The following is a 22,399-nucleotide window of genomic DNA, read 5'->3' as shown; positions in this document are numbered from 1 at the left end:
CAAGTGTGGGGATTTTACTTTGTTGATAGGATGCGATCGCGTAGCTTCTCCAAGAGTTGTCCGTCGCAGGTATCGCTCCTCTTGTTCAAGCCTTCGCGTTCAATCTTTGTGCCATTTTCCAAAATACAGCATTTGCGATGCCTGCGGTTTTTGCTAGCCTACGCACCTGCGGAATGTGGGTTAAAACAGCAGCGATGGCAAGTATTGTCAGTTTCCCAACAAGCGATCGCTTCCCAGCAAGATGTAGCTGACACTTTCAATCCCTAATAGGGATTTTAGGTAATTGCAATTTATCCGCATTGTTGATTAAAAATGGTACTGCTTGTTTCAATCCCTAATAGGGATTTTAGGTAATTGCAATATTATCAAGTACAGATTTACAAAATAGCCGCCAATCGTTTCAATCCCTAATAGGGATTTTAGGTAATTGCAATTTATCGGTTTTGTTCTATTAGTGGGGAGTGATGTTTCAATCCCTAATAGGGATTTTAGGTAATTGCAATTGAGTTGTTCTGGAGAGGGCAAAACAGTTTTGAAGTTTCAATCCCTAATAGGGATTTTAGGTAATTGCAATGCTGGCTTCTGAAAGTCTTGCTCTATTTGGTTTTGAAGGTTCGGTTGCGCGAATGGAAAAATCATAACACGAGGAGTTGTGATTTGGCTAGAGGCAAATGGCTGAAAACTAGTCCCCATAAGGTGCGCGGATGGTTTAGAAATGCTAACGCTCTCAAGTTCTTGCATATAGGGCAATTCAGCCATTTTTGTAGTCACCCCTTCCCGAACACCTACGCATCCGCGCATTCAGCGAAAAAACTAATCTAATGGAAAAGCTGCTTACTTATAAATATCCTACTTGATTAGGTTGGCTGACCAACCTTACTTGGCAACGTCTTCAAAGTCTGTTATGGCACAAGCAAACTCCGTAAAAGCTGTTTTAATCAAAACCTCTTTCGTTCCCCTTTCCAGCGAAGAATTGCGTATGAGGTCTGTTAATTCTATGAACAGCAGAGAAAACATAAAACGATCTTGGCGGTCAACTTGTTTCAAGCAAGACGATATAAACTGATAAAGCTCTGTTTTTCTAGGTTTGGTTTGTTCTTCCCATATTTGTAACCCAAGCCGAAAAGTTCTCAAACGGATTTCATTACTGTTGAAGGACGCGTCTTTGTAGCGGACTGATACGCGTTGGGGTATTTCCATGAGTTTTAGCTATACATATTCAATGTAAAGTAATTATTCACTTATATTTTCGCTCAACCGGAAAAATCTCATATTTTGCACCAATTCCAACAACTGCCATAGGTTAGAAATGAATGACTTGCATGGAATATGAACAGTAGGGGACCACAGCCGTCATAGGTGTCAACTTAACGTGAAACCCTTGCAATGACGTTATATCAAGTTCACTCAATTACTAATTAAGCCGTCGTCACCCCACCCCGCTTTTGTCTAACGACAAAATCTCCCCTCCCCGGGAACGGTGAGGGGAGATTTTGGGGAGCCAGGGAGAGGCTAGCGCCAAGGGGTCTCCCCAAGTGGAGCATCTGGTGTGTGGGGTAAAATGACTGTGGAATGAAGCTCTCTGACTTAAGTTGACACCAATGCACAGGCGTGTGCCCCTACTATGATCAATTTAGAGGATGCCCCAGAAATGGAGTAAGCCTTGACCAGAAAAAGCTTCAATCAAAATGGCAGATAAAAAACCAATCATCGCAAGACGACCGTTCCAGTTTTCACTCTGAGGAGTGAAGCCAAAACGCACAGCATTAGGATCTTCTGAAACAATAGGCGCAGGATTCTTAAAACCTGTCATCAGTAAAACTCCAAATTTCAAGTGTTGTAGCAGTTGTAACTGTCTGTAAAGTAATGTAACAGATGTTTAAAAAAATGCAAAATTGAGTGAATAAAGAAAAGCTGAAGAAAAATCTGCTCGACATTGTTTCATTTCCATTTACCTTTTAGAGTAAAAGTGCTTTCTCAAATTTTGCGATCATCTGTAGCAAAGATTCTGGTATTCCTTGCTCATATAGCAGCATCACTGGGATGAATGGAAAACTAGCGTGGTTTGTGCTATAGGAAAGATTCTTTAGAATTCCCAAAATAAAGCGAAAAGGTAACTTGAGTTAATTCAGTTTTGTGGCGATCGCAGTAATTAGCGAGTTAAACTGCGTTTGATTAGAATCTGCCCAATACTGCTCAGTTAAGCCTCTTTTGAAGATTATAGACAAGGATATTTCGAGGATTTCAGCCTAATTTTGTCCTTAACCGAGTAGTATTGTGATGCGTTTGCCCCGATTGCCAAACAGGAAATTTTTCATAAATCGTTGCAATAATCACACCCATAGCAATTGACGATCGCGTTACTTAACGTTAAGTTAGTGCTTGATTTTATACTAGCTCTACTCTCGGTCAGCTAGTAAGTTGTTGTCAAAATTATTCATTGGTTTTTTATTGTTGTTAATTCGCACCCAGTAATGATTTCTGGCAAATTCGCTCATATATACCAAGTCTATATTGACCTGAAAGCTAAAATATGGTGTCCAATAACTCTCAAACAGCTAAAACCGTTCTTGATGTAAAACTTGAGGGACAACAATTATTCTCTCCAAACTCCCTTTCCACTAGTGCAGCAGGAACGGTTAACGGAAATCAAACACCTCTAGGTGGTCTATCTGGTGTTGTTTACGATGTGGCTAATAATGTTTACTACTCTCTTTCCGATGCTCGCTCTGATAGCAATGGATTAGCTCGTTTTTATACTTTTACTGCTAACCTGACTGGCATTTCCACACCCCAAGTCACTTTTACCAATGCCACTCCTTTAAAAGATATAAACGGTCATTTTTTTAGTAGTAACAGCCTGAACCCAGAAGGTTTTGCTCTTACAGAGAATGCTACAGTCTTTATCTCTTCTGAAGGCGAAGTTAACATTAACGCAGGTAGTGTTATTTACCCCTTTATTAAAGAGTTTAACTTATCTACAGGGAAGGAATTGCGATCGCTACTCATACCGCAGAAGTTTTTGCCTGTAGTAGATGATACTGACAAGAGCGGGGCAATCAATACAGGTGATACACAAATTTCAGGTGTTCGTGATAACTTAGCCTTTGAAAGTTTGACTATCACCCCCGACCAACACACCCTATACACAGGGGTAGAGAATGCTCTAATCCAAGATGGGCAGATTGCTACACTCGACACAGGCTCTCGTTCTCGCATTCTGCAATACAATTTGGTGACTGGACAGACAGAAAAAGAATACTTATATATCACTGAGCCAGTAGCAGAGCCACCAAAGCCCGCAACGCCCTTTGCTCTTAATGGTTTAGTAGATTTACTGGCAATTGATAACCGAGGTACATTATTAGCATTAGAGCGTTCTTTCTCGGCTGGCGTTTCTGGTACTGGTTACACAATTAAACTCTATGAAGTGAGCCTACAAGGGGCTACAGATATCAGTAATCTTAATTCTATACCAGTAAAGATTTCAGCTATTCAACCAGCCCACAAGCGGCTGTTATTAAACCTCAATCAAAATAATTTAAATATACTCATCGACAATATAGAGGGTTTGGCTTTTGGCCCCACATTACCAGACGGTCGTCAGTCGATTGTTTTGGTCAGTGACGATAATTTCGGAGCGTTGGGGCCTAGACCAACCCAAATTCTGACTTTAAGTGCAGAGGTAAATCCCATCGGTGTAACTATCACCCAAACAGAAGATAGCACCAATGTTACCGAAGGAGGTGCAACTGATAGTTACACAGTTGTTCTCACTAGCCAGCCTACAGATAATGTCACTATCAATATTAATCCTGGCACACAAACCACAACTAATCCGAATCAGCTAATCTTCACTACTCAAAACTGGAACGTCGCCCAAAATATAACGGTAGCAGCTGTAAATGATGCCCTAGTAGAAGGAAATCACAGCAACACCATCCAGCACACAGCTATAAGTAACGATGCTAATTATAACGGCATTGCTATTAGCTCAGTTAACGTTGGCATCAGCGAGGTAAACCCTATCGGTGCAACTATCACCCAAACAGAAGATAGCACCAATGTTACCGAAGGAGGTGCAACTGATAGTTACACAGTTGTTCTCACTAGCCAGCCTACAGATAATGTCACTATCAATATTAATCCTGGCACACAAACCACAACTAATCCGAATCAGCTAATCTTCACTACTCAAAACTGGAACGTCGCCCAAAATATAACGGTAGCAGCTGTAAATGATGCCCTAGTAGAAGGAAATCACAGCAACACCATCCAGCACACAGCTATAAGTAACGATGCTAATTATAATGGCATTGCTATTAGCTCAGTTAACGTTGGCATCACCGATAACGACATACCTTTAGCAAAGAATGCTGACAATGATATTTTTACTATCAAAAGTAATAATGACAAAGCAAGACTTCAAGTAACTGTGACGGGACAAAATTCTAGCTTGGTCAATGAACTAGGGTTTTTTATCGTCGATGATGCTCAAGGTAGAATCGGTGGTATAGCCCCAGGCGCATCAGCTTACACGCAAGCAGCGCTTAACCGAGCCAAAGTAATTTTCTCCGTCATTGCCAATCTTCCTAATGGTTTTAATAGCACAAATCTGACACAACAGCTGGAATTAAACTCTGGTGACAGCTTGAGATTTTACTTAGTACGCAATAACTCAACCGATGCTGTCAATGCTCAAACTACCCCAACAACAGATGTACTATTTTCTGATCCCACAACCCTAAAAATTACAGACTTTGGTACTGAGGGCTTCTCTTTAGCTTGGCAGGATACAGCTACTAACACCAATAACTTTCAGAATTTGGTTGTAAAGATTGAGTCCACAAATCAACCTTTACCTCTTGGTGTAAATCTGCAAACCCAACAACAGGGAGAACTGATTGATTTACGAGGTGTCACGGAATTGGTTAAAGCTGATTTTGTGGTGAATAGAGAAGCTGCTTTTAATAACTTTGTTGGCTTCTATCAAGTAGTGAATGAGAATGGTGGTATTGATACTAATGGCGATAGCCAACCTGATATTCTCCCCGGAGAGGCTGGTTATACTCAAGCAGCAGTTCGTGGGCGTATTGCTGGCATTGAACTGACAGTTAATAACCAAGGTACGGCTACTTACATCGGCAGTTTAACACCTGGTTCTATCTTTGCACCATTTATAATTGTTGATGGCAGACCCGATGCAGTGTTAGATACTAATTTTAGTAACGACCCAGAAGTTTACTTCCCCTTTTTGGGTGCTAACACTGACAAAGTGGATCATCTTCGCCTGTTAGGAAGTAATATCTTTGGTTTTGAAGATTTAGTCAATGGTGGCGATCGAGATTTTAATGATGTGATTGTGCAAGTTAATTTAAGCAAAAATATTGTTTAGACAGTCAGGGTTTCAAATGCAGGGTAAACGCACGTAATTTTTTAAACCCTATTTTATACCATTTCACTAAATAGCTGATACAAATATATGGGTAGGGGCGTACAGCTACCTGATGACTGTTGACCGTTGACTGATGACCGATAACCGTCAACCGTCAACCGTCAACGATTATAAAGAATGTTTATATAATTTAGATGCATATCAGCTTATTAACCGCTTTCGCTATTTCAGCGATCGCTCTCAACAAAATTTTGTTCTGCACAGATTAAACTTTTCGCAAAAGTCAATTTTCTGAAAATGAAAACACAGATACAAACAGATAAATACTGATGGTTTAACTGTTTATATCTGTGATTATCGGAAATTAAAGGGTTTAAGACCCCAACCATTACACGTAGCGCAGTTTCAGTTGGGGTTTAAATCCCCATCTGAAAATGTCTAAAATGTTTGAATTTTGAATGCGTGAATTTTGAATTGTTAACTGGTGTTAATACCTGGGAATTAAACAATTAGGCTTGTTGTATTTCTGGACGACCATCTTCAACCACAAATGAAGCCCGTTTACTAATGGTGCCAGATGGGGTTGTGACGTTTGATAAAACTAAATAATCTGTCTTCCAAGTTGTGGGAGTCAGCGCACAGCGAACATATCCCCGTTGACCGTTGAAAAACTTAATGTGTGGGTTATCAGGTAAGTAAGCTTCAACTGCGGGGGTAGTGTCTGATCCATCGCCACCGGAGCTAATTGAGGAACAGACGAATTCACTACCAACTGTGGCTGATTCTGGGTTATCAAAGTTAGCCTTCAGGTTCATCGCCCAGTGGGAATGCACATCACCTGCCAAGGATACTGGATTAGAGGGCTGGCGCTGTCCGAGGAAAGCCATGAGGCGATCGCGCGAAGCCACATAACCATCCCATTTATCCATGCTGTAAGTTCCGCCTTCTCTTGGTGTCATATCTCTTTGAGCAATCGGAACCTGCTGCGCCAAAACATTCCACTTGGACTGTGAACTATTTAAACCATCAAATAACCAATTCTCCTGCGCCTTACCGGTAATAGTTGCATTCGGATCTAAATTTTCCGGGCAACGTTCTTTAGTGCCATCATCACAGGGCTGATCGGTGCGATATTGGCGGGTATCTAAAACATGGAACGTAGCTAAGTTGCCAAAGGAGAGCCGACGGTAAAGTTGCATATCGGGGCCAACGGGACGCGAGAAGGGGCGCAGTGGCATGTGTTCGTAGTAAGCTTGATAAGCAACAGCCCGCCGTTGCAGGAAAATTGCCCGATCCTGATCTGGTTCAGTATCAACTTGGGAGATGTCGTTGGCGTAGTTGTTTTCTACTTCATGGTCATCCCAGGTGACAATCCAGGGAAAGGCTGCATGAGCTGCTTGCAGGTTAGTATCGGTTTTATAGAGGGCGTGACGGTTGCGGTAATCTTCTAAAGTAAAAATTTCTGAACCATTGTGTTTTCTAGGGCGATCTTCTGTGATTCCCCCTTCGTAGATGTAATCGCCAACATGCACTACTAGGCTGAGGTCTTCTTTGGCCAGATATTTGTAGGCAGTATAGTACCCCTGCTCATAGTGCTGACAAGAAACAAGGGCAAAGTTAAATTTACTTAAGTAACTATTTGCTAAAGGCGCTGTACGAGTGCGACCAATGGGGCTAGCGTCTTGGCCGACAAGAAACCGATACCAGTACCAAGTATCAGATTGCAGTCCTTCTACCACAACTCGAACTGAATGAGCTAGTTCTGGAGTTGCCAGTACCGTACCTCTGGAGACAATGCGCCTCATGTCGGGATCAGTTGCCACTTCCCAGCGAATTGGCACGTTTACAGGTGGCATTCCACCTCCGTCTAAGGGTTCAGGAGCGAGACGAGTCCAGATCACTACGCTGGTAGGATATGGTTCACCCGATGCTACACCTAAAGTGAAAGGATAATTGGAAAATCTGCTTGTGGCGATTGCTCTTTGAGGAGAAAATTGGTTAGCGATCGCTAAACCAGACAATGCTCCTGCCCCGATAATTAAGTTGCGTCGTTTCATTCGACTGTGCAGGAACTGTTCAAAATTCCGGTAATCTACCATTCTCTACTCCTGGCTAACAGGTAAGTTGAAGCACAGCAACAGCTAACACGAAGAAGGCAGGGTAATCGTAAACAAACTTCGTAAATAATTCCCTTATCAAAATCAGGTTTTAATTCCCAATTTTTATCTTAGTATCATTGTGTTAGATGTTGTTTTGCTACATCAAAGCCTACTAATAAGAGATTAATTCTGGGCAAAGAAAGCGTTAATATCAACTTAACCAAGGCTAGACTTTAACCTTTTTCATTGATGCAACTTTTCTCTTCATCATCCAGCCAAGGTTACAAGCAAAAAGAGCGCCAACTAAAGGTGTAGGTTCAGGTACTTGTGTATACGAAACCCTACCAGATATGGGTTCAGCATCTGGAGAATTTCTAGAGAAAATTGTCAAATCCTCACCGATGATTTCGTAACTAATAGAACTAGAAGGATTAGATTTATCATTGAATAAATAATCTAATGCAAAATATGTTTGTCCTGTTGAAGATGTGGCTGGAAAGACAAGAGGAAAATCTGGATATTTGGTATCATCTTGTTCAGTGTAAACGGTATCATCCTCCAATTGGAAAGAGAGTGACTTAATGGCGGCTACGGGATTAACTTCATTACTGAAAGTTGAGTCATCAAAGCTAAAAAAGCCATTTCCCTTATTTACCATGCTCTCAACTGTGAAAGCGTAATTAATAATTGCAGCAGATACAGATTTTGCATTTACAGTAACAAGGGCTAAAGTAAGACTAGCAGCAGCAAGCACTAATTGTGGAACCAATTTCATCTCAGTTTTCCTCAACATAAACTTCTATAACCAATGCACACTGAAAGGTATAGAAATACTTATTTCTCAAAGAGATATTTATTACTAATTAGAAAATTGATAAAATCAATGTTTTATACCTTTCTAATAAAAATAAATAAGTCTCCAATTAATTGGATTTATCCTATTTTAGAATCAGGAGTTTAAGCATACTTTAATCAGAGGTAAAATTGAAGAAGAATTCAGAAATCAGAATTCAGAAGTCAGAATCAAGATGCTCGTTCCGACGCTCGTTCCTCGCTAACGCTAACGCTAACGCTACGCTATCGCTAACGCTACGCTATCAGTCCGCGACTTTCTTGTTATACCAATTCTGTATACTGTAAATGCAGCAGGAACATAATCGACGGATTCACGATTGAAAAATAGCACAGATATCAGATTGCGAAAAGTATGTACTCCCCAAGCTGAAGTCAATCCTACTGTGAACCATATAGGATTAACTTCACTAGAAGGCACAAATAAATCCTGAATCCATTTTCCCCAGGTTGAAGACTGTTCATATAAGTAATTGCGATCCGGATCGCCCAAATCATTAGTGTGATTATGATGTACTCGGTTATGAACTGCTTTCCACAATGTTGGTGGCATCCACAACATTGTTAGCCCTATAAAGCTAATGATATAGGTTAACCGGGCGTTTTTAATCACGCTACCATGCATCAGATCGTGGGTGCTAAATAGTAAGGCAACCACGCTATTACCCATAATGATGCTTAGAGGAAGATAAAGCCATAAAAGAGATGGCGACCAACAATCTAACCGAGCCGCTATCATCCAGCCTAGTATCAAAATTGTCAGATTAATGAACAAGATAACTAACTTACTTGGATCTGGGATAAATGCTTCAGGTGGAATGAGAGAACGTAATTCTTTAGCATATATTTTCTGGTGAATCAGTGTTTGATCAGTACTAACCTTCATAAATCATTGTCACGTAGAGAATTGAACTAAATACAGTTTTGCGGTAAATCGTAGCGTTTTTAAACGCAGAGAAACACAAAGTCTTTCTTAATATGCTTTACGGACTTGTGAAATTCTATACTAAGACATTCCAAAAGATAACTGCTCGCCAAAAAAAGAGGATGGAGAGATAGGCCGATGCAAAACTTAACTAGAGAAGCACGAGCAGACGGGCAAGGGAAGCAGTTCTTGAGCAAGAAAAGAATGAAAAACAATCTTTTCTTGCCTATGAAGTTATATCATGTCCGCCAAATTACCCATAATAAAAGAACCCCACCCCGCCAAAGCTGTGCTTTGTCTCCCCTCCCGAAGAGCGGGGAGGGGTTGGGGGTGGGGTTCTTCGGGTTTAATAAGTAATCAAGCGGACATAATATTACTTCTGTTTTCCAGCAATTGAGTAAATTTTGTTGTTCTAGTATAGCGGGCGCGGAAATAAACATACCATTTCAAATGGCGCAAGAAGCTCGGAATACAATTATGCGTGAATGCGTGACTTCCACCTTGCGGTACTAGTCTTTTATTGTTCTAACATTTGGAAGAATCGGGTAAAGTAATCTGGAAAGGTTTTCGCTGTACAGCCAGGATCTTTAATTACAATCCCTGGAACCTTCAAGCCAGTGACAGCAAAAGCCATCGCCATTCGATGATCGTGATAGGTTTCAATCGCCGCTGGGGTAATGGGGCCAGGCTCAATTTTTAGTCTATCTGGAAATTCTTCAACCTTGACTCCTAGCCGACGCAACTCTGTAACCACAGCTTTAATCCGGTCGGTTTCCTTATAGCGAATATGTTCCACGTTACGAATAGTAATTGGTGAACTGGCAAAGGGCGCGATCGCTCCTAATGTTTGCACCAAATCTGATATATCATTCATATCAATGTCGATGCCTTGCAATTGCTTCGGCCCCGTCACTTCGGTGTAATCATCCGAATCTTTAATTTGGCAACCCATCTGTTCTAAAACGTTCAGCCACAGAATATCACCCTGACAAGATTGTTTGGTCAAATGTTTGACGCGCACCCGTCCACCCGTGACAGCAGCGGCGGCAAAAAAGTAAGAAGCATTTGACGCATCGGGTTCTACTGTGTAATGTCGAGCTTGGTAACGTTGACCCGCTTTAATCTGAAATTGATTATCGCCGATTTGAATCACCTCAACGCCAAAATCCGCCATCAGACGACAGGTCATTTTGACGTAAGATTGAGAAACTAATGTCCCCTCAACCTCAATGTTCGTATCTTGTTGAGCATAAGGCGCAATCATCAGCAATGCCGAAAGTTGCTGACTTGTTTGGTTAGCTTTCAACCGAAAATTTCCGCCAGCGAATTGCCGACTATAGACGGTGTAGGGCATAAAGCCGGAGTTTCCTTCAAAGTTAATGGTTGCTCCCCCTGCTTCCAGCACCGTCAGCATGTCACCCATCGGCCGTTCTCGCATTCGGGGAACGCCATCTAGACGATATTCGCCGTTACCCAATGCCACCAGCGCCGAGATAAACCGTGCTGCTGTGCCTGCCAAACCGACAAATAAATTTGCCTGTTTCGCTGGGATGTCGCCTCCTCTTCCCGCCACTTGGATTTGTGCCAGATGAGAATTCAGTGTAATGGGAATGCCTAATTGCTCTACGCATTTGGCAAAATACTCGCTGTCTTCACTAAATAAGGCATTTTCTAAAACGGAGTCACCTTGTGCCAAAGCTGCGACAAGCAACGCCCGATTGGTAAGACTTTTAGAACCGGGAATTTCTACCGTGGCATCCACTGGTCGATTTAGAGCAGGAATTGCAATGGTATCCACGTTAAACCTCTACGTAGGCGGTTAGCTACAACTTTATATATTATTGCCATATTCTGACCAAAAGGGGCAGGGGGGGACATTTTCATAGAGCAAATGTCATCTCTTGTCACTTATATAGACTACAAAAAATCTTCAAATACTATTCAGTTTTGCCTAAATTAGGACTGCCCCTTTCAAGGTGACTCGTAAAATAAGATTGTTTTTTCTCAGCGCTCTCTGCGCCTCTGCGGTTTAAAAGTGATTGATTTAACCGCAGAGGCGCAGAGAACACAGAGTAAGGAGCTTAAAGAGGAATTTAATGCCAGGAGTTTATCTGCGTAAAATCACTGAGTTACAGAGTGAATGTAAAGTAAATATAATATATTTTTAATGAGAAAAATTGAACTATGTCTATTACACGTATAATTGAAGGTCTAAATGAGTTTCATGACAACTATTTTCTTACACATCGGGAGTTGTTTGAACAACTCTCCCAGGCTCAGAACCCGGAAGTATTATTCATCACTTGCTCTGACTCGCGCATCGATCCATGTTTAATTACTCAAAGTCAACCAGGAGAATTATTTGTTATCCGTAATATTGGTAATATAATTCCTGCTTATGGAACGCAGAATAATAGCGAAGGAGCAGGCATAGAATATGCTGTCCAAGGTTTTAATATTAAAGTTATTGTCATCTGTGGTCATTCTCACTGTGGAGCAATGAAAGGGCTATTACAAATAGGTAGCCTGGCTCAACAAATGCCTTTAGTTTACGACTGGTTAAAGCATTACGGTGAAGCTACTCGCCGCCTTGTGTTAGACAACTATAAGGATTATCCTAGCGATAAACTATTAAAAATTGCAATTGAGCAAAATGTATTAACTCAGATAGAAAATCTAGAAACATACCCAATAATCCGCTCTAAACTACATAGTAATCAACTTACCCTTCATGCCTGGATTTATGAAATAGAAACTGGTGAAGTCTTTGCTTATGATGCAAGTGTTAGTAAGTTTAAAATTTTGGAAAACCGCCCTTTTCCTGTACCTAATCTCCTGACCCGATTACCATCAGATTAAAATAATTCGTAATTCGTAATTCGTAATTCGTAATTAAGTTTTGCAATAGGGATTTTAACCCCACCGCAAAACTTGTCGCGATTTAGAAGCGAGGGACTTAGACCCCTCAAAAATGTTAAACATCTTGTGACAATTTGTGAAATTTGTGGCATTGGCAGTAAATATAATTTATTCTTGCCTCAAGATGATGAAACAATAGTCATCCTTAATCAAGAAGTACCTGTGAAATACACTATTTTGCAGGGAAAATATGCAGTGGGAATAGTATTTATAGGAGCATTGATTAGCCTCTCGCAAAAAGGGGCGCAATTGCGTAAACGCCCAGCGTCTTGTCAGCAGAAATCGCCACATTTTTTAGAACTCTTGAGTAATATCAAACTCAAGTTATTGAATGAGCTAAAACTGGCTACAGAAGAAGAACACATCTATGCCAAGGTGATCCAACAGTCTAATCTTGACGAGCATCTTTTTCTGCTTCGGTTTACAGCTGTTCCCCTAAAAGCGATGTCTGACGGCAAGCCGCTAGGCGTCTACGCAATTCTTAATGCATTGTGTCAGCCTGGGTAACATTAGGACATCAATATTCAAATGGTAACAAAGGAGGTGTATATAAATACGGTTAACCGAAAAAGTAGGTAGTCTAGGTTTTTTGAAAACAGTAGCAATTGTTGCTGATAGAAGCAGGCGATCGCGCTAAGATTTTGGACTTAAGCCTGATCCAACTCCAATAACTCCTTAATAATTCGTAATTCGTAATTCGTAATTTATGGTATGAACCAACTAAGTTGAGTTATGGGGATAAAAATATGATTTTTTCTAAAACTGAAATTCAATTACATCCCAAGGACAAATGACGAACGTAAACAAATTTCAAAGACTAGTAGAACTTGCAAATGATCATGGTATTATTTGCCAGCCAACACCAGAAGAATGCTTAATTGCATCCTTGCCTGGAGACGATGATTTCTTATTAGCTTTTACTTGGTCTGGTACAGTTGAGGGTGAGCCGCCAGAGCATGAATTAATCGCAATTAGTGTACAAGATATTGTCAAAGAAGTTACCGTTGCAGCTTGGCAGATTCCTTTTTATTTATTCGGAAACGTTTTAAGGCAGGCTCAGATGCTTGTCACTGCCCACAAAGATTTTGTTAGCTAAGAGACAAGCTATAGCTAAAAACTGCTATCCCTGTCAACTCGTGGCAGGGATTTTTATTTTAACTTTATCTAATCTTCAGTATTTTGGAGTTGGGGCTACTAGAAACAATTCCAGTACCTGTTAAGTCATAAATTTTCAGAAGATTGAGTGAAGGTGGGTGTATTGAAATTTTCGCCACCCAAGCACTGTTGCAACTCTGACTGGACAAACCTTTTGATATTCTGCAAACTTTTGTACTTGTGCGATCGTTGTAATTTTCTCCCATAAGAGGGATTTACAGAAAGGCGATGTCTACGATGGGTTACACCTACGCAGACATCGCCTAATTCATATTTTGGTTCAGCAACGCCGATTAATTTTTGCCAATACCATCGCAGATTTTTCTATCATCCTTTTTTACCTCCTGGCTATTTTTGAGATAATCTCGCGCCCAATCGCAAGCACTTACCATCAGAGAATCTAGATCCCAATCCCACAAAATTACAGTCCCGTCATCACTAGCAGAAGCAATGGTTTTACCGTCGGGACTAAAGACCACACTTTTGACCCTATTCTGATGTCCTCGGAGATTTTGATGTCCTTGGAAATTTTGCAGTAGATTGCCCTGTAAATCCCAAAGTTTCACGGTTCCGTCATCACTAGCAGAAGCAATGGTTTTACCGTTGGGACTAAAGACCACGCTTGTGAGACCTTTTTGATGTCCTTGGAAATTTTGCAGTAGATTGCCCTGTAAATCCCAAAGTTTTACGGTTTTGTCATTACTAGCAGAAGCAATGGTGTTACCGTTGGGACTAAAGACCACGCTTGTGAGACCTTTTTGATGTCCTTGGAAATTTTGCAGTAGATTGCCCTGTAAATCCCAAAGTTTTACGGTTTTGTCATTACTAGCAGAAGCAATGGTGTTACCGTTGGGACTAAAGACCACGCTTGTGAGACCTTTTTGATTACTTTGGAAGGTTTGCGGTGGCTTGCCTTTTAAATTCCAAAGTTTAATGGTTCCGTCAACACTAGCAGAAGCAATGGTGTTACCTTTGGGACTAAAAACCACGCTTGTGACCGAATTTTGATTGTCTTGGAAGTTTTGCGGTTCCTTACCACTTAAATCCCAAAGTTTCACGGTTCCGTCATAACTTCCAGAAGCAATGGTGTTACCATCGGGACTAAAGACCACGCTTGTGACCCATTGTTCATCTCCTTGAAAGATTTGTATTGGCTTGCCCTTTAAATCCCAAAGTTTCACGGTTCCGTCATAACCAGAAGAAGCAATGGTGTTACCGTCGGGACTAAAGACCATGCTTGTGAGACCTTTTTGATTACCTTGGAAGGTGTGCAGTTCCTTACCGCTTAAATCCCAAAGTTTCACGGTTCTGTCATCACTACTAGAAGCAATGGTGTTACCGTCGGGACTAAAGACTACGCTTGTGACCTTATCTTGATGTCCTTGGAAATTTTGCAGTAGATTGCCCTGTAAATCCCAAAGTTTTACGGTTTTGTCATCACTAGCAGAAGCAATGGTGTTACCGTCGGGACTAAAAACCATGCTTGTGAGACCTTTTTGATTACCTTGGAAGGTGTGCAGTTCCTTACCGCTTAAATCCCAAAGTTTCACGGTTCTGTCATCACTACTAGAAGCAATGGTGTTACCGTCGGGACTAAAGACTACGCTTGTGACCTTATCTTGATGTCCTTGGAAATTTTGCAGTAGATTGCCCTGTAAATCCCAAAGTTTCAGGGTTTTGTCATCACTAGCAGAAGCAATGGTATGACTGTCGGGACTAAAAACCATGCTTGTGAGACCTTTTTGATTACTTTGGAAGGTGCGCAGTTCCTTACCGCTTAAATCCCAAAGTTTCACGGTTCCGTCAGTATTAGCAGAAGCAATGGTGTTACCATCGGGACTAAAGACCATGCTTATGAAACCTTTTTGCACACCTTCCAAGGTGTGCTGTAGCTTGCCTTTTAAATCCCAAAGTTCCACAGTCGTGTCAAGCCCGTAAGGACTTACAGAAGCAATGGTGTTACTGTCGGGACTAAAGACTACGCTTAGTACCGGATTTTGATGTCCTTGGAAGGTGTGCAGTAGCTTGCCTTTTAAATCCCAAAGTTTCACGGTTCCGTCATCACTAGCAGAAGCAATGGTGTTACCATTGGGACTAAAGACCACGCTTAGTACCGGATTTTGATGCTCAAGACTATTGCGCTCTTTGACCTGATAAACTCCTTTGTGTAAAGCTGCTATAGCTAGGGGCCGGGTAACATTTTCTTCTTTGAGGATTTTTCCAGCCTTAATCCCTTCTGTAAGTGCTTCTAACTCTTTATGGGAATCAAATAGTGCCGAAGAAGATTGACTTATTGCCTCAGCTTTAGTTATTTTCGCTTCTCGCTTTTGATCCAAAGCCACCCCCCCCAAGCTACCACTAATAATCACGGCAACAACTGCTCCGGTAGCTACTCCCCAAGCTGTTCTAATTTCCCGACGGCGACGCGCTTCTTTTTCTTTTTCTTGACGCAGGCGCAATTCCACACAAGCGTTTACATAGTCAGCCTCAAGTTGGTTAAGAAATCCGGCTTGCTTCGCTAACACCTGAGCATCTTCTAATCTCCCGCCGCGATGCACCAAATAATTATCATCTTTTTGTTGCTTTTCCCATTCCAAAGCCGCCTGACGAATAGTTTCCCGTAGCTGCAAATTAGTCCGATTTTCATCTAACCAATTCAGCAACCGCGGCCAGTGGCGAATTAGAGCTTCATGGGCGACTTCTACCTCTTCTCGATTTGTAGACCCGTCTACACTGGTAACTACCAGTCTCGCTCCTTCTCCTGCTAAACGGTTGACTAATTCCTTAATCAGTGCTATAGTACCCCCCGCAGGAACTAACTCATCTAACCAAACCCGTCTGCGTGTATCCCGGCGTTTGTCTCCCTGTATGGCGCTGTCATCCAAGCGGGTTAAACGAATGAAAATATTCTGAACTTGGGCTTGTTCTGGGAGTGATAAGCCATTATAAACATCATCGGCAGTTTGTGCGATCGCCATATTTACACCACCAATCGCTTCATACTCCAAAGCCTGCAACCATCTACCATGTCGCCGCTTCCACAATTCCAGCAGTGCATGTTGCAATAGTGGCATTGCCCCTGGTTCACCTTGAACATCATCCAAAATCGAGTTACTTAATCCGGCTTCAAAGCGTAAACCCACCTTGGCGGCTTGCATTTCCATCGCTTTTCGTAATTGGGCAGCATCCATTGGGCCAATTAACTTTTGCCTAGCTTCCATCAGTTCTTTTAACTCGCAGTAGGGGGCGCATTCTCCCCAAAAGTCTGCCCGCATAGTAATTACAACTTTCTGGTGCTGCGTTAAATTTAAAACTTGTTGGATAAAATCCACACGTTGGGTTTCATCAGCACAGAGGGTAAATAGTTCCTCAAACTGGTCAATCACCAAGATTGCTGATTTATTGAAAGTCGGCGGTAAACTCAAAGCCTTGGGTGGAGAGGAATAGCCGTCCGCCGACTGGAGGAATGGGGCATTGTTGCGTGGGTGGGTTTCCCCCTGTTGTAGCAAGTAGCCACGAACTGGGATCATTTCTGCTTCTTCCCCATGCCCAATACCCCATTCTCCATACCCAAAAGGAGGATAGAGTTTTTCATTTTGCACCTCGGCAAGAGTAGCTTGCAGTTGTTCTATGGGGTTACTACTCGGTGTCATATATGACACCACTAAAGGCTGTTTCTTCTGTAGAGCCGGTATCAGCCCTGCTAGCACCACTGATGATTTGCCACTCCCGGAGGCTCCTAACACAGCTAAGAAGTTATGCTGTCTCAGCTTTTCTTGTAGTTGGGCAATTAATTCCTCTCGCCCAAAGAAAAACTCCCTGTTTTCCTCTCGGAAGGGATATAAGCCGAGAAAGGGACAGCGAGCATTATAAGCAGGTGGTTGCTGACCTAATGCCAAAGCGTTAAAGCTGAGGTCAATTATTTCTTGACAGAGGGTATTCACCTCTTCTAATACCTGCTCTCGTTCCTGACGAGCTTGTTTACTCAAAGCTGTGATATCTGCCCCTAGACTGTTTCCTAACTTCTGGGCTTGCTCTGATAACCACGGGCGCAGTGCTGGGCCTCGTTCTGACAATAATTTCTCAAATTGCTGTAAACCATACTGAATGTCGGCGTTGGTCAATTCTCTGTCTAGTTGGTCACTAAACAGGGGTTTCCCCCCCAACCGACTAAACAGTGCTGGGACAGTTACATCACCGCGTTCTGCTAGGAAAGCTACGGCTTCATGCAATGCTGAGTCTACTTCCCCTGATTCTCTCAGTTGTCGATAAAAACCCTCTGCTAAAGCTAGGGCAGTTTTGACAGTTACTTTCTCTGTCATGGCGATGACTGCGGGCATTCCTAAATCCCGCACTAATCTTTGCCCTAAACCCCCTAATGCTGCTTCGGCTTCTGGGCTGGCACTTTCGCAGGTGGAGAGAAAGGTAAAGTGTGGTAGCCCTTTGGCTCCTCTTAATGTCCGCAGTCTTTCTATTAAGCGTGTTCCTGTCACTGGGTCTACTTTATTATCTGCTTTCGCCCAGTAAAAAACAGTTTCCCCCTGCTCTATGACTTTGCTATGACTGACAAAGTGCAGCATGGTATACTGCTTTGTGCGATCGGTTAAGTGTTTACACAGTTCGTCTAGAGTTGGTAAACCAATTGCACCTTCTACTGTTGCCAGGACATCACATGGTATTTCCCCTAAAGCTTGGCGGACGCTCTCTACTGCGGCTTCGACGTTGAAGGAGTCTAAGCTAAACCGTTCAATTTCTGAAGGACTGGCTACTAATATCAAGGCGCGTAAGTCTCTTCTGCCAATTGGGGGAAAACGGCGGTCTGTAATTGCTGGTATATAGAGTGAAAATGGTGTTCGCTGTTCTAGGGTTAATAAATGCCATCCGTCATCGATGTTACCGCAGAGTCTTTCCCAGCGTAAGGTTCTCAGTTCGCTATCTTCGGCTTCGATAAATAACAACACCCGTACTGTTTCTTCTGAGTTCCGCAAAGCACTGACAAAAGCATCTCTGATTTCCTCGTGAAACAGTGCTTTTCCCAGAAAGATACCGTAGTCTTTCGGCTGTCCTAGCAAGCTAGTCAGTTTCTGAAAATTTTCCGGTGACAGTTGGAGAATTCCTTCCGATCGCGATGACATGAGTTCACCTGGTCGGCTATGTTCGACTACAATCGGCCAGTGGCTTCCTGATTTGCGCTGGATGTTAATCTCAAAGGTATTCATAGTCTATTTTTTATCGGATTGATAAAAGGCGATGGCTACGACGGGCTATTTGGCGTCGCAGATAAAACTAAGTTTTTTTAAAATACTTTAGGTTTTGAAACTTTACTTTCTAGCTTAAGTAGCTTTTTTATATTATTTGCTACATATTAACTATGCAAAATTGGGCTATACATCAGTTAATATACTGAATATGTTTTTTTATAGTAAAATTTATTTCTTTAATTAAGAGACTTTATCTTGAATTCAAGCGATCGCGTTCAGCGTCTCGTAGAGAGGAAATATTGGAAAACAGCGATGTTTACGACGGGTTAGGGCGTGTTTTCAAAGTCTTAGATCCCCCCAACCCCCCTTGAAAAGGGGGGCAAAGAGTCTCTTCAAGTCCCCCAATTTAAGGGGATTTAGGGGGATCTAAAAAGTTATGGGGCAAAACGAGTAGTTTGAAAACACGGGCTACGCCTAAGCACTTTGCCATATTATCAGGTGAAAATAAACTGGCGATCGCAGTCAGGACTTTAGTCCTAAATTTGAGGACTAAAGTCCCCACTACAAACTGAGCATCATATAATTCGGCTCATAAGTTGTCACTATAGTAAACGCTGTAACTTAAAAAATTAAAGCTGTAGTAACTACAACTCTTTCTGTGTTAACTACAGCTTCTTCTGTAGTTAATACAGAAGAAGCTGTAGTTAATAACGTTCCTAGTTTAATAAGTAATGCTTAAGTTGTTGTTACTACTGCTGAAACAGTAGTTATCAATGCTCAAGGTGTTATAAGTAATGCTTAAGTCGTTGTTACTACATCTGAAACTGTTGTTATTGTTGTTGAAGCTGTAGTTAATAACGTTCCTAGTTTGATAAGTAACGCTTAAGCTGTTGTTACTAACGCTGAAGTTGTGCTTATCAACGTTCAAGTTGTCGTTAACAGATAAGAAACTAATCTTCTCAGTTTTCATTTCCTTTCTTTAAATTTTTAACTCCTGTCCGTGGGTTTAAGTCCCCCGGTTCAAAAATCACGCAAGTTTTGTGTTGGGGTTAAATCCCCATTACAAAACAAAATTTACGAAAGCGTTGCGGGGCGTTCGCGATAGCGTCTCTAAGAGTTGCCCATTACGAATTACGAATTATATCATGTCCGTATAATTAGTTATGATTTCCACAGTCATTGCACCCCACCCCTTAATCCCCTCCCCGCAAGCGGGGAGGGGAGACAAAGCGTAGCTTTGGCGGGGTGGGGTTCTTCGGGTTTAATAAGTAATCAAGCGGACATGATATTACGAATTATTTAACCGCCTGCTACTCAATTGCTATTCAAAACGGTAGCCTGGAAGAACTCAGCAATTCACACACTACATCATGTTACCTAAACCTAAAAAGCACTGGACACCTTCAAATTGGGCAAGTTGGAAGCCTTTTGGCATTGGCGAACAGTATCCCAATAATTATTGGGAGGTATTTCGCGCAATCTGGCTGTCTCGTGACAAACTACCTTATGCGTGGAATATTCTTGATAAAGGTGTCTGCGATGGTTGCGCTCTCGGAACAACCGGGATGAAGGATTGGACTTTAGATGGTATCCATCTCTGCAATGTCAGGTTGCGGCTGTTGCGGATGAATACTATGCCAGCTTTTGACGCTGTGCTATTGGAAGATGTGTCGCAATTACAAAAGCAAAAAAGTGCCCAATTACGTGACTTGGGAAGACTCCCGTACCCGATGATTCGTCAACGAGGGGAAAAAGGCTTTCGTCGGGTGAGTTGGGATGAAGCTTTAGGAGTAATTAGCGATCGCATCCGCTCCACTACACCAGACCGCCTCAGTTTCTATGTTACCAGTCGCGGCACTGTCAACGAAACTTATTATGCCACCCAAAAAGCTGTGCGGGCAATGGGTAGCAATAATATTGATAACGCTGCCCGCATTTGCCATTCTCCCAGTACAGCAGGATTGAAGGCTGCTTTGGGTGCTGGGGCTACCACCTGTTCTTATAAAGACTGGATTGGAACTGATTTATTAGTCTTCATTGGCTCTAATGTTGCTAACAATCAGCCTGTTACCGTTAAGTATCTCCATTACGCTAAAAAAGCTGGCACAAAGATTGTAGTTATTAATACTTACCGCGAACCAGGAATGGAGCGCTACTGGGTGCCCTCAATTGTAGAAAGTGCCGTTTTCGGTACAAAGTTTGCCGAAGACTTCTTCTTAATCAACATGGGCGGGGATATAGCATTTTTGAATGGCACTATTAAACATATAATTGCTAACAACTGGGTAGACCAATCATTTATAGATTTATATACAGATGGCTTTGCTGAACTGAAAGCATCGTTAAAAAATCAATCTTGGGAAGAATTAGAGCGGCTTTCTGGAACATCCCGCGAGGAAATGTACGCCTTTGCCAAAATGGTCAAAGAAGCGAATAAAGCCGTATTTGTTTGGAGTATGGGCATTACTCAGCATGAATGCGGTGAAGATAATGTGCGAAGTATCATCAACTTAGCTCTTACCAAAGGTTTTGTCGGTCGGGAAGGCTGCGGTTTAATGCCAATTCGCGGTCACTCTGGGGTGCAGGGTGGCGCAGAGATGGGATGTTACGCGACAGTATTTCCTGGTGGTAAACCCATCACTCCAGAAAATGCTGCCCAATTGAGTCAACATTGGGGCTTTGAAGTGCCAGCAAGTAAAGGTTTAATTGCTCCAGAAATGATTAACGCCGCACATCAGGGGCAATTAGATGTGTTGGTTTCTGTGGGTGGTAATTTTTTAGAAGTACTCCCAGAACCAGATTATGTGGAAGCGGCGCTGAAGAAAATACCGTTGCGGGTACATATAGATATTGTTCTCTCCAGCCAAATGTTGGTGGAACCTGCTGATACTGTGGTGCTTTTACCTGCGACGACTCGCTACGAAATACCAGGGGGAGTCACAGAAACTAATACCGAGCGCCGGGTAATTTTCAGTCCAGAGATTTTGGGGCCGCGCATTGGGGAAGCGCGTCCTGAGTGGGAAGTATTTTTGGAATTGGCAAAGCGGGTAAAACCAGATTTGGCAGATAAGCTGGCTTTTGCTGACACAGCTGCTATCCGTCAAGAAATTGCTCAAGTTGTCCCGCAATATGCTGGTATTCAACACTTACAGCAGGCTGGTGATCAGTTTCAGTATGGTGGCTCACATTTGTGCTTTGGTTGGAATTTCCCTACATCGGATGGGAAGGCACATTTTGGCGTATTATTGCCACGCCAAAGAGAATTACCAGAGGGTTATTTTTTATTAGCAACGCGCCGAGGCAAACAATTTAATAGTATGGTGCAGGAACGCAAGGATGCAATTACTGGGGCGATGCGCGAGGCGGTGCTAATGAATGCTGCTGATGCGGCACTATTGGGTTTAAAAGATAGCGATCGCGTCATTCTTAAGAATGAGTTAGGCGAGTTGTTGTGTCAAGTCTATATTGCGCCAATTCAGTCAGGTAACTTGCAAGTACATTGGCCAGAAGGGAATGTGCTACTAGATAAGAGTAAGCGATCGCTAGAAGGTGTACCTGATTATAATGCGATCGTGCGGTTGGAAAAAATCTGAATCAAGTCTCATTTTCCCAATTTATTTCAACAACCACATCTATCGTAGGGGCACAGCAATGCTCATTGGTGTCAACTTAACGTGAAACCCTCGCAATGACGTTATATCAAGCCTACTCAATTACTAATTAAGTCGTCGGAACCCCACCCCTTAATCCCCTCCCCGCAGGCGGGGAGGGGAGACAAAGCGTAGCTTTGGCGGGGTGGGGTAAAATGCTTGTGGGATAAGCGTTTAATCTTAAGTTGACACGCATGAGCAAT

General features: G+C 42.3%; 12 protein-coding genes and 1 CRISPR repeat array. Of the genes, 5 read left to right on the top strand and 7 right to left on the bottom strand.

The window, feature by feature from the left end:
- Nucleotides 1-253 precede the first annotated feature (253 nt).
- A CRISPR array of direct repeats spans nt 254-574; the repeat unit is 37 nt; unit sequence GTTTCAATCCCTAATAGGGATTTTAGGTAATTGCAAT.
- A 302-nt stretch (nt 575-876) separates the two neighbouring features.
- Nucleotides 877-1,200: a hypothetical protein gene (locus LC653_RS11060; protein WP_229494524.1), complete on the bottom strand. Its 324-nt coding sequence runs from the start codon at nt 1,198-1,200 to the stop codon at nt 877-879.
- Nucleotides 1,201-1,633: 433 nt separating this feature from the next.
- The gene (locus tag LC653_RS11055; RefSeq protein WP_012407782.1) at nt 1,634-1,813 is read right to left on the bottom strand and encodes a CAB/ELIP/HLIP family chlorophyll-binding protein; all 180 of its coding nucleotides are present in this window, start codon (nt 1,811-1,813) and stop codon (nt 1,634-1,636) included.
- A gap of 723 nt (nt 1,814-2,536) precedes the next feature.
- Here LC653_RS11055 and LC653_RS11050 point away from each other — a divergent pair.
- Nucleotides 2,537-5,395: an esterase-like activity of phytase family protein gene (locus LC653_RS11050; protein ID WP_372478158.1), complete on the top strand. Its 2,859-nt coding sequence runs from the start codon at nt 2,537-2,539 to the stop codon at nt 5,393-5,395.
- A 509-nt stretch (nt 5,396-5,904) separates the two neighbouring features.
- Here LC653_RS11050 and LC653_RS11045 read toward each other — a convergent pair.
- The 4 genes from LC653_RS11045 to aroA form a co-directional block, all read right to left on the bottom strand.
- Entirely contained in the window at nt 5,905-7,494 is a 1,590-nt protein-coding gene (locus LC653_RS11045) for an alkaline phosphatase D family protein (protein ID WP_229494522.1), read from the bottom strand.
- Between the two features lie 226 nt (nt 7,495-7,720).
- Nucleotides 7,721-8,269: a PEP-CTERM sorting domain-containing protein gene (locus LC653_RS11040; protein WP_229494521.1), complete on the bottom strand. Its 549-nt coding sequence runs from the start codon at nt 8,267-8,269 to the stop codon at nt 7,721-7,723.
- A gap of 297 nt (nt 8,270-8,566) precedes the next feature.
- Nucleotides 8,567-9,232 carry a fatty acid desaturase family protein gene (locus tag LC653_RS11035; protein WP_229494520.1) on the bottom strand — a complete coding sequence of 222 codons (666 nt, stop codon included), beginning with the start codon at nt 9,230-9,232 and terminating at the stop codon, nt 8,567-8,569.
- 556 nt (nt 9,233-9,788) lie between these two features.
- Entirely contained in the window at nt 9,789-11,069 is a 1,281-nt protein-coding gene (aroA, locus tag LC653_RS11030; protein ID WP_229494519.1) for a 3-phosphoshikimate 1-carboxyvinyltransferase, read from the bottom strand.
- A 386-nt stretch (nt 11,070-11,455) separates the two neighbouring features.
- Between aroA and LC653_RS11025 the strand changes: the two genes are divergently transcribed.
- The 3 genes from LC653_RS11025 to LC653_RS11015 all read left to right on the top strand — a co-directional run bounded on the left by LC653_RS11025 (nt 11,456) and on the right by LC653_RS11015 (nt 13,286).
- Entirely contained in the window at nt 11,456-12,130 is a 675-nt protein-coding gene (locus LC653_RS11025) for a carbonic anhydrase (protein WP_229494518.1), read from the top strand.
- A gap of 126 nt (nt 12,131-12,256) precedes the next feature.
- Complete coding sequence (locus LC653_RS11020; RefSeq protein WP_229494517.1) at nt 12,257-12,697, top strand: hypothetical protein; 441 nt, start codon at nt 12,257-12,259, stop codon at nt 12,695-12,697.
- Nucleotides 12,698-12,980: 283 nt separating this feature from the next.
- Complete coding sequence (locus tag LC653_RS11015) at nt 12,981-13,286, top strand: hypothetical protein (protein WP_229494516.1); 306 nt, start codon at nt 12,981-12,983, stop codon at nt 13,284-13,286.
- Between the two features lie 352 nt (nt 13,287-13,638).
- On the opposite strand, the gene LC653_RS11010 is transcribed toward LC653_RS11015, so the two are convergent.
- A complete protein-coding gene (locus tag LC653_RS11010; protein ID WP_229494515.1) occupies nt 13,639-18,564 on the bottom strand; it encodes an nSTAND1 domain-containing NTPase in 4,926 nt (1,641 codons plus the stop codon).
- A gap of 1,352 nt (nt 18,565-19,916) precedes the next feature.
- Here LC653_RS11010 and LC653_RS11005 point away from each other — a divergent pair.
- Nucleotides 19,917-22,139 (top strand): FdhF/YdeP family oxidoreductase, encoded by a 2,223-nt coding sequence (locus tag LC653_RS11005; protein WP_229494514.1) that lies wholly within the window; start codon nt 19,917-19,919, stop codon nt 22,137-22,139.
- The last annotated feature ends 260 nt before the right edge of the window (nt 22,140-22,399 follow it).

This window comes from Nostoc mirabile CHAB5784 (assembly GCF_020829645.1).
In the GTDB taxonomy this organism is placed as follows: Bacteria; Cyanobacteriota; Cyanobacteriia; order Cyanobacteriales; family Nostocaceae; genus Nostoc; species Nostoc mirabile.
The sequence above is the reverse complement of the archived record's forward strand: the minus strand, read 5'-3'. Positions and strand labels throughout refer to the sequence as shown.